We start from the raw sequence: 13394 nt of genomic DNA on the forward strand, positions 1-13394 counted from the left end.
TTAGACAGGATACACTTGGCATATAGTGTACCCGCTTTACTATGGTGAAACATGTCTTCTTACGATAATCATCAGGCGCTGGCCGGCCTGACGCTCGGTAAATCAACGGATTACCGCGATACCTATGACGCTTCGTTGCTGCAGGGCGTGCCCCGCAGCCTGAACCGCGATCCGCTCGGCCTGCATGCCGATAATCTGCCGTTCCACGGCGCCGATATCTGGACGCTGTACGAACTGTCGTGGCTGAACGCCAAAGGCCTGCCGCAGGTCGCCGTCGGCTACGTGGAACTGAGCGATACCACCATCAATCTGGTGGAATCGAAAAGCTTCAAACTGTACCTGAACAGCTTCAACCAGACCCGCTTCGCCGACTGGCAGGAAGTTCAGGCCACGCTGACCCGCGATCTCAGCGCCTGCGCCCAGGGCGGGGTCAAGGTTTCGCTGTACCGACTCGATGAGCTTGAAGGGCAACCGGTCGCTCATCTGCATGGCACCTGCATCGACGATCAGGATATCGAGATTGATAACTATCAGTTCAGCGCCGACTACCTGCAGGACGCGGCCAGCGGTAAAGTCGTCGAAGAGACGCTGGTCAGCCATCTGTTGAAATCGAATTGTCTGATCACCCACCAGCCGGACTGGGGCTCGGTACAGATTCAGTATCGCGGGCCGAAAATCGATCGCGAAAAACTGCTGCGCTATCTGGTGTCGTTCCGCCACCACAATGAATTCCACGAACAGTGCGTCGAACGCATCTTTAATGATGTGCTGCGTTTCTGCCGTCCGGAATCGCTTTCCGTGTACGCTCGCTACACCCGCCGCGGCGGCCTGGATATCAATCCGTGGCGCAGCAACGGTGAATTCGTGCCGGCAACCGGCCGTCTGGCGCGGCAATAAGCGAAATTTTTCACACTTTGCGTGCGTTAACGCGTACGCAAGGTTGTGGAAAGACTACGGCCAGGGCTATTGTAATCACAGGAAGACGATAATCGTCCTGTAAGGAGTTCACTTGATTACACACGTTAGCCCGCTTGGTTCAATGGATATGCTGTCACAGCTGGAAGTGGATATGCTTAAACGCACCGCCAGTAGTGACCTGTATCAACTCTTTCGCAACTGCTCGCTTGCTGTGCTCAACTCGGGGAGCCTGACCGATAACAGCAAGGAGCTACTGTCTCGTTTTGAAAACTTCGATATTAACGTGCTGCGCCGCGAACGCGGCGTGAAGCTGGAACTGATCAACCCGCCGGAAGACGCTTTCGTCGATGGCCGTATTATCCGTTCCCTGCAGGCCAACCTGTTTGCCGTGCTGCGCGATATCCTGTTCGTCTACGGGCAGATCCACAACACCGTCCGCTTCCCGAATCTCGATCTCGAAAGCTCAATTCATATCACCAACCTGGTGTTCTCGATTCTGCGCAACGCCCGCGCGCTGCACGTCGGCGAAGCGCCGAATATGATTGTCTGCTGGGGCGGCCACTCTATTAATGAAAATGAATACCTGTACGCGCGCCGCGTCGGTACCCAGCTTGGCCTGCGCGAACTGAACATCTGCACCGGCTGCGGGCCAGGCGCCATGGAAGCGCCAATGAAAGGCGCCGCCGTCGGCCACGCCCAGCAGCGCTATAAAGACAGCCGTTTTATCGGTATGACCGAACCCTCCATTATCGCCGCTGAGCCGCCAAACCCGCTGGTCAACGAACTGATCATCATGCCGGACATCGAAAAGCGTCTCGAAGCGTTCGTGCGCATCGCCCACGGTATTATCATCTTCCCCGGCGGCGTGGGTACTGCGGAAGAGCTGCTTTATCTGCTGGGCATCCTGATGCATCCGGATAACAAGGCGCAGGTGCTGCCGCTTATCCTCACCGGGCCGAAAGAGAGCGCCGACTACTTCCGCGTGCTGGACGAGTTCATCGTTCATACCCTCGGCGAATCGGCTCGCCGCCACTATCGCATTATTATTGACGATGCCGCGGAAGTGGCGCGCCAGATGAAAAAAGCGATGCCATTGGTCAAAGAGAGCCGCCGCGAAACCGACGACGCCTACAGCTTCAACTGGTCGATTCGTATTTCGCCAGACCTGCAGATGCCATTCGATCCGACGCACGACAATATGGCCAATCTCAAACTTTATCCGGACCAACCGGTGGAAGTGCTGGCCGCCGACCTGCGTCGCGCCTTCTCCGGTATTGTCGCCGGCAACGTGAAAGAAGTCGGTATTCAGGCTATCGAGAAATATGGCCCTTACAAGCTGCATGGCGATCCGGAAATGATGCGCCGCATGGACGATCTGCTGCAGGGCTTCGTTGCCCAGCACCGCATGAAGCTTCCGGGCGGCAGCGCCTACATTCCGTGCTACGAAATCTGCTCCTGATAACGTGATACCTCTCCCGGGCGGCGGTCGATACCCTGCCCGGCCCCCCCCCGTCCTCAATTTCCAGTTAATTAATTTTTCTAATTAATGATTCGTAGAGTTTCCACATAGCCAAACGTTTGCGTTTCCAAAAAGAGCAATAAAATTCACCATAAAAATAACATTCTGGCGAAAAAACGTCGTTTACATCACTTTTTTGCAGCAAAAACCTCGTTATTTGGTAACAGAGCTTTTATCTCATGTGCTGCAAATGATAGCCTTCGCGCCACATTTATCTGGCTGATCACCATAAACAGACTGTTGGGCTAAAAACGTTCAGATTTAAAGTGGATTATTGCATTTGGGATCCCGATCACTGATGTATTTTCCATATAAATGTATCTTGCCGCCCAATTGTTACGGAGAAAATTTCTAAAAAACCGTAAAGCAACGAATTTCATATTATTTAATCGTTTTTATTTACTAGATTTTGTTGATTCCTCCAGGAGATACAGATGGAAACCACACAAACCAGCACTATCGTTTCGGGTGAATCCCGCAGCGGATGGCGCAAAACGGATACCATGTGGATGCTGGGCCTGTACGGCACGGCGATCGGCGCGGGCGTTTTGTTCCTGCCAATCAACGCCGGCGTCGGCGGTATGATCCCACTAATTATCATGGCGATTCTGGCCTTCCCGATGACCTTCTTCGCACACCGCGGTATGACCCGCTTCGTGCTGTCGGGTAAAAATCCGGGCGAAGACATTACCGAAGTCGTTGAAGAACACTTTGGCGTAGGCGCAGGTAAACTGATTACGCTGCTCTACTTCTTCGCAATCTACCCGATCCTGCTGGTTTATAGCGTGGCGATCACCAACACCGTCGAAAGCTTCATGGCGCACCAGCTGCACATGACGCCGCCGCCGCGCGCCATTCTGTCCCTGATTCTGATTGTCGGCATGATGACCATCGTGCGTTTCGGCGAGCAGATGATCGTTAAGGCAATGAGTGTCCTGGTATTCCCGTTCGTTATCGCGCTGATGGTTCTGGCGCTGTACCTGATCCCGCAATGGAACGGCGCGGCGCTGGAAACCCTGTCGCTGAGCAGCGCGTCAACAACCGGTAACGGTCTGCTGATGACCCTGTGGCTGGCGATCCCGGTAATGGTCTTCTCCTTTAACCACTCGCCGATCATCTCCTCCTTCGCGGTAGCGAAGCGTGAAGAGTACGGCGAAGGCGCAGAGAAAAAATGCTCCAGCATCCTGGCGCGCGCTCACATCATGATGGTGCTGACCGTTATGTTCTTCGTCTTCAGCTGCGTACTGAGCCTGTCTCCGGCGGACCTGGCGGCGGCGAAAGAGCAGAACATCTCGATTCTGTCTTACCTGGCGAACCACTTTAACGCACCGGTTATCGCCTGGATGGCGCCGATCATCGCGATGATCGCTATCACCAAATCCTTCCTCGGCCACTATCTGGGCGCTCGTGAAGGTTTCAACGGCATGGTGATTAAGTCTCTGCGCGGCAAAGGCAAAACCATCGAAATCAACAAACTGAACAAGCTGACCGCGCTGTTTATGCTGGTCACCACCTGGATTGTGGCCACGCTGAACCCGAGCATCCTCGGCATGATTGAGACCCTGGGCGGTCCGATTATCGCGATGATTCTGTTCCTGATGCCGATGTACGCTATCCAGAAAGTTCCGGCCATGCGCAAATACAGCGGCCACATCAGCAACGTCTTCGTTGTGATTATGGGCCTGATTGCCATCTCCGCGATTTTCTACTCTCTGTTCAGCTAATTCTCTTAAGACCTCCCCTCGCGCCGCTTAACGGCGGCGCGCTTTCCGACAGTACTGGAATACATCATGATCAGCGTATTCGATATTTTCAAAATCGGCATTGGCCCATCCAGCTCCCATACCGTTGGACCGATGAAAGCGGGCAAACAATTTACTGACGACCTGATTGCGCGCGGCCTGCTGGCCGACGTCAGCAAAGTCGTCGTCGACGTTTACGGCTCCCTGTCTCTGACCGGTAAAGGCCACCATACCGATATCGCCATTATCATGGGACTGGCCGGCAATCTGCCGGATACCGTCGACATCGACGCCATCCCGGGCTTTATCCAGGACGTTAACACCCACGGCCGCCTGCTGCTGGCGAACGGTCAGCACGAAGTCGAGTTCCCTGTCGACCAGTGCATGAATTTCCATGCCGACAACCTTTCTCTGCATGAGAACGGCATGCGCATTACCGCGCTGGGCGGCGACAAGGTGCTCTACAGCCAGACCTACTACTCCATCGGCGGCGGCTTTATCGTCGATGAAGAGCACTTCGGCCTGACCACCGAGGCGCCGGTTGCTGTGCCTTATCCGTACAAAAACGCCGCCGACCTGCAGAAACACTGCAATGAAACAGGCCTGTCGCTCTCCGGTCTGATGATGCAAAACGAGCTGGCGCTGCACAGCAAAGAAGAGCTGGAACAGCACTTCGCCGCGGTGTGGGAAGTGATGAGCACCGGTATCGAGCGCGGCATTACCACTGAAGGCGTGCTGCCAGGCAAACTGCGCGTTCCGCGCCGCGCCGCCGCGCTGCGCCGCATGCTGGTAAGCCAGGACAATACCAACAGCGACCCGATGGCGGTAGTGGACTGGATCAACATGTTCGCGCTGGCGGTAAACGAAGAGAACGCCGCCGGTGGCCGCGTGGTGACCGCGCCAACTAACGGCGCGTGCGGTATCGTTCCGGCGGTACTGGCCTACTACGACAAGTTTATCCGCAAGGTGAACGCTAACTCTCTGGCCCGCTATATGCTGGTCGCCAGCGCCATTGGTTCGCTGTATAAGATGAACGCTTCTATCTCCGGCGCCGAAGTCGGTTGCCAGGGCGAAGTCGGCGTGGCCTGCTCGATGGCCGCGGCCGGGCTGGCGGAGCTGCTGGGCGCTAGCCCGGCTCAGGTGTGCATCGCCGCGGAAATCGGTATGGAACATAACCTCGGCCTGACCTGCGACCCGGTTGCCGGCCAGGTGCAGGTACCGTGCATCGAGCGTAACGCCATCGCGGCGGTCAAAGCGGTTAACGCCGCGCGCATGGCCCTGCGCCGTACCAGCGAACCGCGCGTGTGCCTCGATAAGGTTATCGAGACCATGTATGAAACGGGCAAAGATATGAACGCCAAGTACCGCGAAACCTCTCGCGGCGGCCTGGCGATGAAAATCGTCGCCTGCGATTAACGCCTCTGGCCCGGCACGCTTCGGCATGTCGGGCCAACTCTCCTCCAGCCCTGGCTCATTCTGCGAGCCTGCTTCCCGAACTTCGCGCTACCAATAGCCTCATCTTGCCACCGATGTTACCCTTACAGCCTGAGAACAAAGGGAGGTATCTTGTGGCTGTTCATCTGTTAATTGTCGACGCGCTCAACCTGATCCGCCGTATTCATGCGGTGCAGGGTTCCCCCTGCGCGGATACCTGCCTGCACGCCCTCGAACAGCTTATCGTCCACAGCCAGCCGACGCATGCCGTGGCGGTGTTCGACGATGAAGACCGCGCCCACGGCTGGCGCCACCAGCGGCTGCCGGACTATAAAGCCGGGCGCGCGCCGATGCCGGAAACGCTGGAAGCGGAAATGCCGGCGCTGCGGGCGGCTTTCGAACAGCGCGGTATCCGCTGCTGGGCGCTGCCCGGCAGCGAAGCGGACGACCTGGCGGCCACGCTCGCCGTTAAAGTTGCCCAGGCCGGGCATCAGGCGACTATTGTCTCGACCGATAAAGGCTACTGTCAGCTGCTGTCGCCGACCATTCGCATCCGCGACTATTTCCAGAAACGCTGGCTGGATGCGCCGTTTATCGCCAATGAATTCGGCGTGACGCCGGAGCAACTGCCGGACTACTGGGGCCTGGCGGGAATTAGCAGCTCGAAAGTACCGGGCGTTGCCGGGATTGGGCCGAAAAGCGCGGCGCAGCTATTAACGGATTATCAGGATTTAGAAGGCATCTACGCGCGGCTTGCCGAAGTACCGGAGAAGTGGCGTAAGAAGCTTGAAGAGCATAAAGAGATGGCGTTTACCTGCCGGGAAATCGCCCGCCTGCAAACGGATTTACAGCTCGATGGCAACCTGCAGCAGCTGCGTTTGCCATCCGCGTGATCCCCGGCCGCGCTGATGCGTGGCCGGGGCTGCTGAGCGCTGATTAGCGCTCGTCGCGGCGGCCGCCGACCGCCGCCCACAGGCGACGCACGTGCACGGTCACTTCTTCACGGTCGTGATACAGCTGACGGGCCTGAATCTGCGCGTTAATACCGTGCTCATCAAGCTGCGCCTGGATATAGGCCAGGTTTTGCGACACCTCTTCATAGCGCTTTTTCATCGGCAGCTTGAGGTTAAAAATGGTCTCGCGGCACCAGCCATTCACCAGCCACTGGGCCATTAACGCCGCCACCTTCGCCGGTTTCTCAACCATGTCGCACACCATCCACGAGATGTTATTGCGGTTCGGACGATAGCGGAAGCCATCTTCACGCAGCCAGGTCACCTGTCCGGTATCCATCAGGCTCTGCGCCATCGGGCCGTTATCGACCGAAGAGACCCACATGTTGCGCTTCACCAGCTGATAGGTCCAGCCGCCCGGGCAGGCGCCGAGATCCACCGCGTACATGCCATTCGCCAGACGCTCGTCCCACTCATCCGCCGGAATGAAGACGTGAAATGCCTCTTCCAGCTTCAGCGTCGAACGGCTCGGCGCATCGGAAGGGAACTTCAGGCGCGGGATCCCCATATAAAACGGCGAGTTGTTATTGCTAAAGGAGTAGCCGGTGTAACAGCAGCCGGGGGCGATAAAGAACACGTGCACCACCGGACGCTTCGGCGTTTCATAGTTGGTCAGCACGCCGGCTTCACGCAGCGCCGCGCGCAGCGGCACCGTGAACTTGCGGCAGAACTTCATCAGCTCTTTGCTTTCGTTGGTATCCGCGACCTCAACGCGCAGATCACCGCCCTTTTCCACCACGCCCTGCAGCATGCCGACGATTGGCGTGATGCGGTCTTCCGGCGGCAGGTCGCGCAGCAGTTCGCCAACAACGAACATCTGACGCGCGAAAATCAGCGAGCTAAACGGTAGATCGCGCACCAGCTTCTCGCCATCGCCCTGCTGATAGCACTCAAAAATCACATATCCGGAGTCGTCTTTGACCCGGGCAAAACCAAATACCTCAAGGCGGGCTGCCTTATCGGTAATTTCTGCTGCGCACTCTTTCTCAAACCCGGGGCGACAATAGAGGACAACCTTATTCATGAACAACGCCCTTACGTTTCAGACGAATTGCACCAATTAACATTAATACCCAACCGGCAAGGAAGCAGACGCCGCCTACCGGGGTAACGAACGCCCACAGGCGTAAATGCGACAGCGCCAGGCAATATAAGCTGCCGCTGAACAACACGGTTCCCAGCGCCAAAAACACGCTGCTCCAGTAAAACCAGATACTTATCCGCCGCTGCATGGCGACAGACAGGCCTAAAATCGCCAGCGTATGAAACGCCTGATACTCAAGGCCAGTGTGGATCCAGGCCATTTCGGCCGCACCCAGCGATTTACTTAATACGTGTGCGCCAAAGGCGCCCAGAGCCACAAAAATAAAGCCGCTGATGGCGGCAAAAATCAGCATAAAACGGCTGGTCATGTTGATACCCTACAAAGTCAGTTAACGCCTGGTCATCAGGCCGTTATTGTTCGTAACGAAAGCGGAATTTTTCTTGTTCGCTCGCCGCCTTCGCTAAAATCCACTGGCGGAAAGCGGCTATTTTACCCAGTTCAGCCTGACTGTCATGACAAACAAGGTAAAACGCGTTCTTACTGACCAGAACATCATTAAACGGGCAGACCAAACGGCCTGCTTCAATTTCGGACTGGGCCATAACGTTATTGGCCAGTGCGACGCCTTGTCCATGGATTGCCGCCTGCAGCACCATCGCGCTGTGGCTGAATATCGGTCCCTGTTGCACATTGATATGATTTAGACCCAGTTGCCGGGTATAAGTTTGCCAGTCGCGGCGAGAGGCATCATGTAACAGCGTATGTTGCGCCAGATCGGCAGGTGTTTTCAACGCTTTGTCACCGGTTAACAACAACGGCGAACAAACCGGTAGTAAATATTCGGCGTACAGTTTTTCAACACGCAGCCCCGGCCAGTTGCCGCGGCCATAGAAAATCGCCACGTCGACATCGTCGGCCAGTTTGTCTTCCTGACGGTCCACCGCCTGGATCCGCACGTCGATCCCCGGATAAGCTGAGTTAAAGCTTGAGAGTCGCGGCACCAGCCACTGAATGGCGAAACTGGGCAATAAACTAACAGTTAGCGCCCCTTTCGCGCTGCGCGCCTGCAGTTTACGCGTCGCTTCGGTGAGCTGCGAAAAAATCTCTTTAATATCCTGAAAATAGCTTTGCCCCTCTTCCGTTAACAGCAGCGAGCGATTGCGTCGACGAAACAGCTTCAGGCCCAGAAAGTCCTCTAGTGACTTGATTTGGTGACTTACTGCGGCCTGCGTCACAAAAAGCTCATCGGCTGCGCGAGTGAAGCTCAGATGACGTGCGGCTGCATCAAAAACACGTAATGCATTCAGAGGTGGTAATCGCTTCGACATGGTTATTCTGACTGAGATGTTAACGAGTTTTAACAAATAGGAAACAACAGTTAACCTATTAGTTTTTTTTATCTGAGCCATTATAAATTGTCCGTTGAGGTTCTACCAGCAAATACCTATAGTGGCGGCACTTCCTGAGCCGGAACGAAAAGCTTTTTTTGGAATGCGTGTTCCAACAAGCTTTTGGCTTACGGTTGTGATGTTGTGTTGTTGTGTTTGCAATTGGTCTGGGTTTGCAGACCATGGTAGCAAGGCTACCTTTTCACTTCCTGTACATTTACCCTGTCTGTCCATAGTGATTTAATGTAGCACCGCAATGCGCGGTGCTTTTTTTTGCTGAAAAATCACCGTTCTCCCCGCCTCCTCGCTATCACCAGCCTTGCCCTAATGGGGAATTTGCGCGACGATCGTGATATCGATATGAGGAATTCCATGAACGCATTCAATCCCGCCCACTTCCGCGCCCAGTTTCCAGCCCTGGCGGATGCCGGCGTCTACCTGGATAGCGCGGCGACGGCGCTAAAACCGCTGGCCGTGATCGATGCCAGCGACCAGTTTTATCGCCTGAGCGCCGGCAACGTCCACCGCAGCCAGTTTGCCGCCGCCCAGCGTCTTACCGAGCGCTACGAGGCGGCGCGCGAACGCGTCGCCAGCTGGCTTAACGCCCCTTCCGGCAAAGAAATCGTCTGGACCCGCGGCACCACAGAAGCCATCAATATGGTCGCGCAGAGTTACGTGCGCCCGCGCCTGCATCCTGGCGATGAGATAATCGTCAGCGAAGCCGAACACCACGCCAACCTGGTGCCGTGGCTGATGGTTGCCGAACAAACCGGCGCGCGGGTGGTCAAGCTGCCGCTGGGCGCCGATCGTCTGCCGGATGTCGCGCAACTTCCTTCGCTTATCTCTCCGCGCAGCCGGGTGCTGGCGATTGGCCAGATGTCTAACGTCACCGGCGGCTGCCCCGATCTGCGACTTGCTATTGATTTCGCCCATCAGGCGGGAATGATAGTGATAGTTGATGGCGCGCAGGGCGCGGTGCACTTTCCGGCCGACGTGCAGGCGCTGGATATCGATTTTTATGCCTTCTCCGCCCACAAGCTGTATGGCCCAACGGGTATTGGCGCGCTGTATGGCAAAAGCGAGTTGCTGGCGGAGATGTCTCCATGGCTCGGCGGCGGCAAAATGATTACTGAAGTCTCATTCGATGGCTTTAAAACCCAGCCCGCCCCCTGGCGGCTTGAAGCCGGGACGCCCAACGTCGCCGGCGTTATCGGCCTCAGCGCCGCGCTGGAATGGCTGCAGGAAATCGATCTTTCACAGGCGGAAAGCTGGAGCCGTAGCCTGGCGACGCTGGCGGAAGATGAGCTGGCAAAGCGGCCCGGTTTTCGTTCGTTCCGCTGTCAGGATTCGAGCCTGCTGGCCTTTGATTTCGAGGGCGTACACCATAGCGATATGGTTACGTTGCTGGCGGAGTCCGGCATTGCGCTACGCGCCGGGCAGCATTGCGCGCAACCGCTGCTGGCGGTATTAGGCGTCAGCGGTACGCTGCGCGCCTCATTCGCGCCGTACAATACGCAAGATGATGTTTATGCGCTGGTGCACGCTATCGACCGCGCGCTGGAAATACTGGTGGATTAATGATGACCTCCCAACCTTTAAGCGCCGCGCTCAGCGAAGCGACGCTGCGCCAGATCTTCGCCCCGCTAACTCAGTGGGAAGATAAGTACCGCCAGTTGATTTTAGTAGGTAAGAAACTGCCGCCATTAACGGATGACCAGCGGGCTCAGGCGAAAGAGATCGCCGGCTGCGAAAACCGTGTCTGGCTGGGGTATCAGGTTGATGCTGAGGGCAAGATGCACTTCTTTGGCGATAGCGAAGGGCGTATCGTGCGCGGCCTGCTGGCGGTGCTGTTAGCCGCCTGCGAAGGAAAAAGCGCCGCTGAGATTTTAGCTAATGATCCGTTGGCGTTATTCGATGAGCTGGGTTTGCGCGGGCAGCTTAGCGCTTCGCGCAGCCAGGGGCTGCAGGCGCTAAGCGACGCGGTGCTCGCCGCCGCCCGCGAGAACTAATTCAAACGCCGTCTCCCCGGCTTGCGCTACGCTGAGCCGGGCTACGGTTCTGCGCCGTCCGGAAAACGTCCCTCAGGCTATTCCCCCTGACGCTGCGCTTTCGCCAACATCTTCTTCAACGCATGGGATACGGCGACAAAACCAAAGGTCGCCGTCACCATGGTCGCCGCGCCAAAGCCGGAGGCGCAATCCATCCGCTTCGGCCCTTCCGCCGTGCTTTTCATTGCACATACGCTGCCGTCAGCCTGCGGGTAGACCAACGCTTCGGTCGAGAAGACGCAATCGATGCCCAGCTTTCCTTTACTATTCTTCACTACGCCAAACTGGCTTTTCAACCGTTCGCGCAGTTTCGCCGCCAGCGGATCCTGAATAGTTTTCGCCAAATCGGCCACCTGGATCTGCGTCGGATCGATTTGACCGCCGGCTCCGCCGGTCGTCACCAACGGGACTTTATAACGACGGCACCAGGCGATCAGCGCCGCTTTTGGCCTGACGCTATCGATCGCATCGATAACATAGCTAAAGCCCGCTCCCAGGTATTCCGCTACGTTCTCGGGCGTGATGAAATCATCAATAACCGTGACCCGGCACTCCGGGTTAATCAGACGTATACGCTCGGCCATCACTTCCGCTTTCGCCAGCCCAACGTTGCCGCTAAGGGCGTGGATTTGGCGATTGGTATTGGTGACGCAAACATCATCCATATCAATCAGCGTAATCGCGCCAATCCCGGTACGCGCCAGCGCTTCCGCCGCCCATGAGCCGACGCCGCCGATCCCGACCACGCAAACATGCGCCTCGGCAAAACACTGCAGCGCCTTTTCGCCATATAAACGCGCCGTGCCGCCAAACCGCTGGCGCCAGGCATCGCTGATTACTACAGACATAAAACCTCGGAATAAAGTAGAGACCCCGGATTCGGCGCGTTGCGCGGATCCGGGTTAGAAACGTACGGACGTTTGAACGTTAACCGCTAAAGACGCTACCGGCGCCTGGCGCGTTTTTCAGTACCCACACGCGGCCATAGTGGTTATACCAACCGGCGCGATGACCGGCATCCGGGCCGATGCCCTGGTAGATATCGAAATGCTGGCCTTTAATCGCCCCGCCGACATCCAGCGCCACCATCAGGCGTAGCTCGTATTGACCATTAAACTTACCGTTATTATCCAGCAGAGGCACCTCGGCCAGCAAGGTGGTTCCCGGCGGAATAATCGAACGGTCAGAGGCGACCGACGCGCGGCCAATCAACGGTACCGCGCTCGCCCCTTTCACCGGCGCGTAGGACTGCGGTTTAAAGAAGACAAAAGATGGGTTCTGTTCCAGCAGCTCGCGGACTTCCGCTTCGCTATGTTTTTCGCCCCATTCACGGATCGCCTGCATCGACATATCTTCCCGCTTCACTTCACCGCGGTCGATAAGCACTTTACCGATACTACGGTAAGGCCAGCCGTTTTTCCCGGCGTAGCTGAAGAAGTTAAGCGGCGAACCGTCGCCGAAATCGATATAGCCGCTGCCCTGCACGTCCATGATGAAGTTATCCATCAGCGAGTTGCTGTAGGCCAGCACGTAGTTATCGCTGAGCGCTCCGGCATAGATGCTGGCGCGGGAAGGCAGTTTGCCGTTTTTCGGCGGCATACGGTAAATAGGATACTGGAACTCGCCCTGGCGAGTGTGGCGGGCCTGTACGACCGGGGTGTAGTAGCCGGTAAACTGCACGTTGCCGTAGTTATCAGCCCCCTGCATCTGCCAGGCATCAATACCAAACTGGCGTAACGTGCGGGTATCGCCGCCGGAACGCAGCCACTCCTGAATCGCGTTATAGACGCTGCTCTGGCTATTATAGAGACGCGGAGAGGCGCTACGAATCTGACCAACCTGCTGGGAGAAGTCGCCGGCGTTAATCGGCGCGCCTACCGCATCAGGTTGGTTTACCAATGAAAACGGCTGGGTAAACTTACCATCACTATATTGCTGACCGCGATCGGTCGGTTTCGAGGTACAGGCGGCGAGCATCGCCAGCATTGCCCCCGTCGCTACATATTTTGCCCAACGTCCTTTCATGGTATCTCTTCTTTATTGCTGCTAAGCCTTAGTGCGTGATGAAGATAACAAACCCATGCGGCTAATGAAATGCACGAAAGCGCCCCGCAGCCCAAATTGTGTAAAAATTCGCCCATTACTGTATTTTTAGCCGCCGTTTTTTACAAAATTGACGATTTCTACGAAAAAAGGTTGCATCAGAACGCTAGCGGAGTATAGTGCGCTTCCACGGACGCGGGGTGGAGCAGCCTGGTAGCTCGTCGGGCTCATAACCCGAAGGTCG

At 56.5% G+C, this 13394-nt stretch carries 12 protein-coding genes; 7 read left to right on the forward strand and 5 right to left on the reverse strand.

The annotated features are described in order from the left end of the window. The first annotated feature begins 51 nt into the window (after window positions 1-51). The 5 genes from queF to xni all read left to right on the forward strand — a co-directional run bounded on the left by queF (window position 52) and on the right by xni (window position 6506). Complete coding sequence (gene queF, locus ABLV08_RS09150) at window positions 52-897, forward strand: NADPH-dependent 7-cyano-7-deazaguanine reductase QueF (RefSeq protein WP_348855768.1); 846 nt, start codon at window positions 52-54, stop codon at window positions 895-897. Between the two features lie 112 nt (window positions 898-1009). Further along, complete coding sequence (gene ppnN, locus ABLV08_RS09155) at window positions 1010-2377, forward strand: nucleotide 5'-monophosphate nucleosidase PpnN (RefSeq protein WP_015369952.1); 1368 nt, start codon at window positions 1010-1012, stop codon at window positions 2375-2377. A 494-nt stretch (window positions 2378-2871) separates the two neighbouring features. After that, window positions 2872-4161, forward strand: coding sequence for an HAAAP family serine/threonine permease (locus ABLV08_RS09160; RefSeq protein ID WP_015369950.1), 1290 nt, complete (start codon window positions 2872-2874; stop codon window positions 4159-4161). A 66-nt stretch (window positions 4162-4227) separates the two neighbouring features. Then, complete coding sequence (locus ABLV08_RS09165) at window positions 4228-5595, forward strand: L-serine ammonia-lyase (RefSeq protein ID WP_238760924.1); 1368 nt, start codon at window positions 4228-4230, stop codon at window positions 5593-5595. A gap of 152 nt (window positions 5596-5747) precedes the next feature. After that, the gene (xni, locus tag ABLV08_RS09170) at window positions 5748-6506 is read left to right on the forward strand and encodes a flap endonuclease Xni (RefSeq protein ID WP_015703315.1); all 759 of its coding nucleotides are present in this window, start codon (window positions 5748-5750) and stop codon (window positions 6504-6506) included. Between the two features lie 43 nt (window positions 6507-6549). Here the strand turns inward: xni and rlmM are convergent, their stop codons facing one another. The 3 genes from rlmM to gcvA are packed head-to-tail and all read right to left on the reverse strand — an operon-like array spanning window position 6550 to window position 8999. After that, entirely contained in the window at window positions 6550-7650 is a 1101-nt protein-coding gene (gene rlmM / locus ABLV08_RS09175; protein WP_015369947.1) for a 23S rRNA (cytidine(2498)-2'-O)-methyltransferase RlmM, read from the reverse strand. Continuing rightward, on the reverse strand, window positions 7643-8038 hold the full coding sequence (locus tag ABLV08_RS09180) for a DUF423 domain-containing protein (protein WP_015369946.1): 396 nt from the start codon (window positions 8036-8038) through the stop codon (window positions 7643-7645). Before ABLV08_RS09180 ends, rlmM begins: the two co-directional genes overlap by 8 nt. Window positions 8039-8081: 43 nt before the next feature. Next, window positions 8082-8999, reverse strand: a complete 918-nt coding sequence (gene gcvA / locus ABLV08_RS09185; protein WP_015369945.1) for a glycine cleavage system transcriptional regulator GcvA — start codon at window positions 8997-8999, stop codon at window positions 8082-8084. Between the two features lie 432 nt (window positions 9000-9431). Here gcvA and csdA point away from each other — a divergent pair, with 432 nt between their 5' ends. Further along, entirely contained in the window at window positions 9432-10637 is a 1206-nt protein-coding gene (csdA, locus tag ABLV08_RS09190) for a cysteine desulfurase CsdA (protein WP_348855769.1), read from the forward strand. Further along, window positions 10637-11068, forward strand: a complete 432-nt coding sequence (csdE, locus tag ABLV08_RS09195; RefSeq protein ID WP_020078046.1) for a cysteine desulfurase sulfur acceptor subunit CsdE — start codon at window positions 10637-10639, stop codon at window positions 11066-11068. The genes csdA and csdE overlap by 1 nt, the downstream gene beginning before the upstream one ends. 77 nt (window positions 11069-11145) lie before the next feature. Here csdE and tcdA read toward each other — a convergent pair whose 3' ends face one another. Beyond that, window positions 11146-11955, reverse strand: a complete 810-nt coding sequence (tcdA, locus tag ABLV08_RS09200) for a tRNA cyclic N6-threonylcarbamoyladenosine(37) synthase TcdA (protein WP_142974513.1) — start codon at window positions 11953-11955, stop codon at window positions 11146-11148. Between the two features lie 79 nt (window positions 11956-12034). Then, window positions 12035-13132, reverse strand: coding sequence for a murein transglycosylase A (gene mltA / locus ABLV08_RS09205; RefSeq protein WP_015369941.1), 1098 nt, complete (start codon window positions 13130-13132; stop codon window positions 12035-12037). Window positions 13133-13394 lie beyond the last annotated feature (262 nt).

The organism is Klebsiella sp. CN_Kp088 (genome assembly GCF_040064335.1).
Classification (GTDB): domain Bacteria; phylum Pseudomonadota; class Gammaproteobacteria; order Enterobacterales; family Enterobacteriaceae; genus Klebsiella; species Klebsiella aerogenes.

Bases quoted from the DNA above. Each gene is read 5' to 3' on its own strand.
- queF (WP_348855768.1), top strand. From the start codon at position 52: ATGTCTTCTTACGATAATCATCAGGCGCTGGCCGGCCTGACGCTCGGT.
- ABLV08_RS09160 (WP_015369950.1), top strand. From the start codon at position 2,872: ATGGAAACCACACAAACCAGCACTATCGTTTCGGGTGAATCCCGCAGC.
- ABLV08_RS09165 (WP_238760924.1), top strand. From the start codon at position 4,228: ATGATCAGCGTATTCGATATTTTCAAAATCGGCATTGGCCCATCCAGC.
- rlmM (WP_015369947.1), bottom strand. From the start codon at position 7,650: ATGAATAAGGTTGTCCTCTATTGTCGCCCCGGGTTTGAGAAAGAGTGC.
- ABLV08_RS09180 (WP_015369946.1), bottom strand. From the start codon at position 8,038: ATGACCAGCCGTTTTATGCTGATTTTTGCCGCCATCAGCGGCTTTATT.
- gcvA (WP_015369945.1), bottom strand. From the start codon at position 8,999: ATGTCGAAGCGATTACCACCTCTGAATGCATTACGTGTTTTTGATGCA.
- csdA (WP_348855769.1), top strand. From the start codon at position 9,432: ATGAACGCATTCAATCCCGCCCACTTCCGCGCCCAGTTTCCAGCCCTG.
- csdE (WP_020078046.1), top strand. From the start codon at position 10,637: ATGATGACCTCCCAACCTTTAAGCGCCGCGCTCAGCGAAGCGACGCTG.
- tcdA (WP_142974513.1), bottom strand. From the start codon at position 11,955: ATGTCTGTAGTAATCAGCGATGCCTGGCGCCAGCGGTTTGGCGGCACG.
- mltA (WP_015369941.1), bottom strand. From the start codon at position 13,132: ATGAAAGGACGTTGGGCAAAATATGTAGCGACGGGGGCAATGCTGGCG.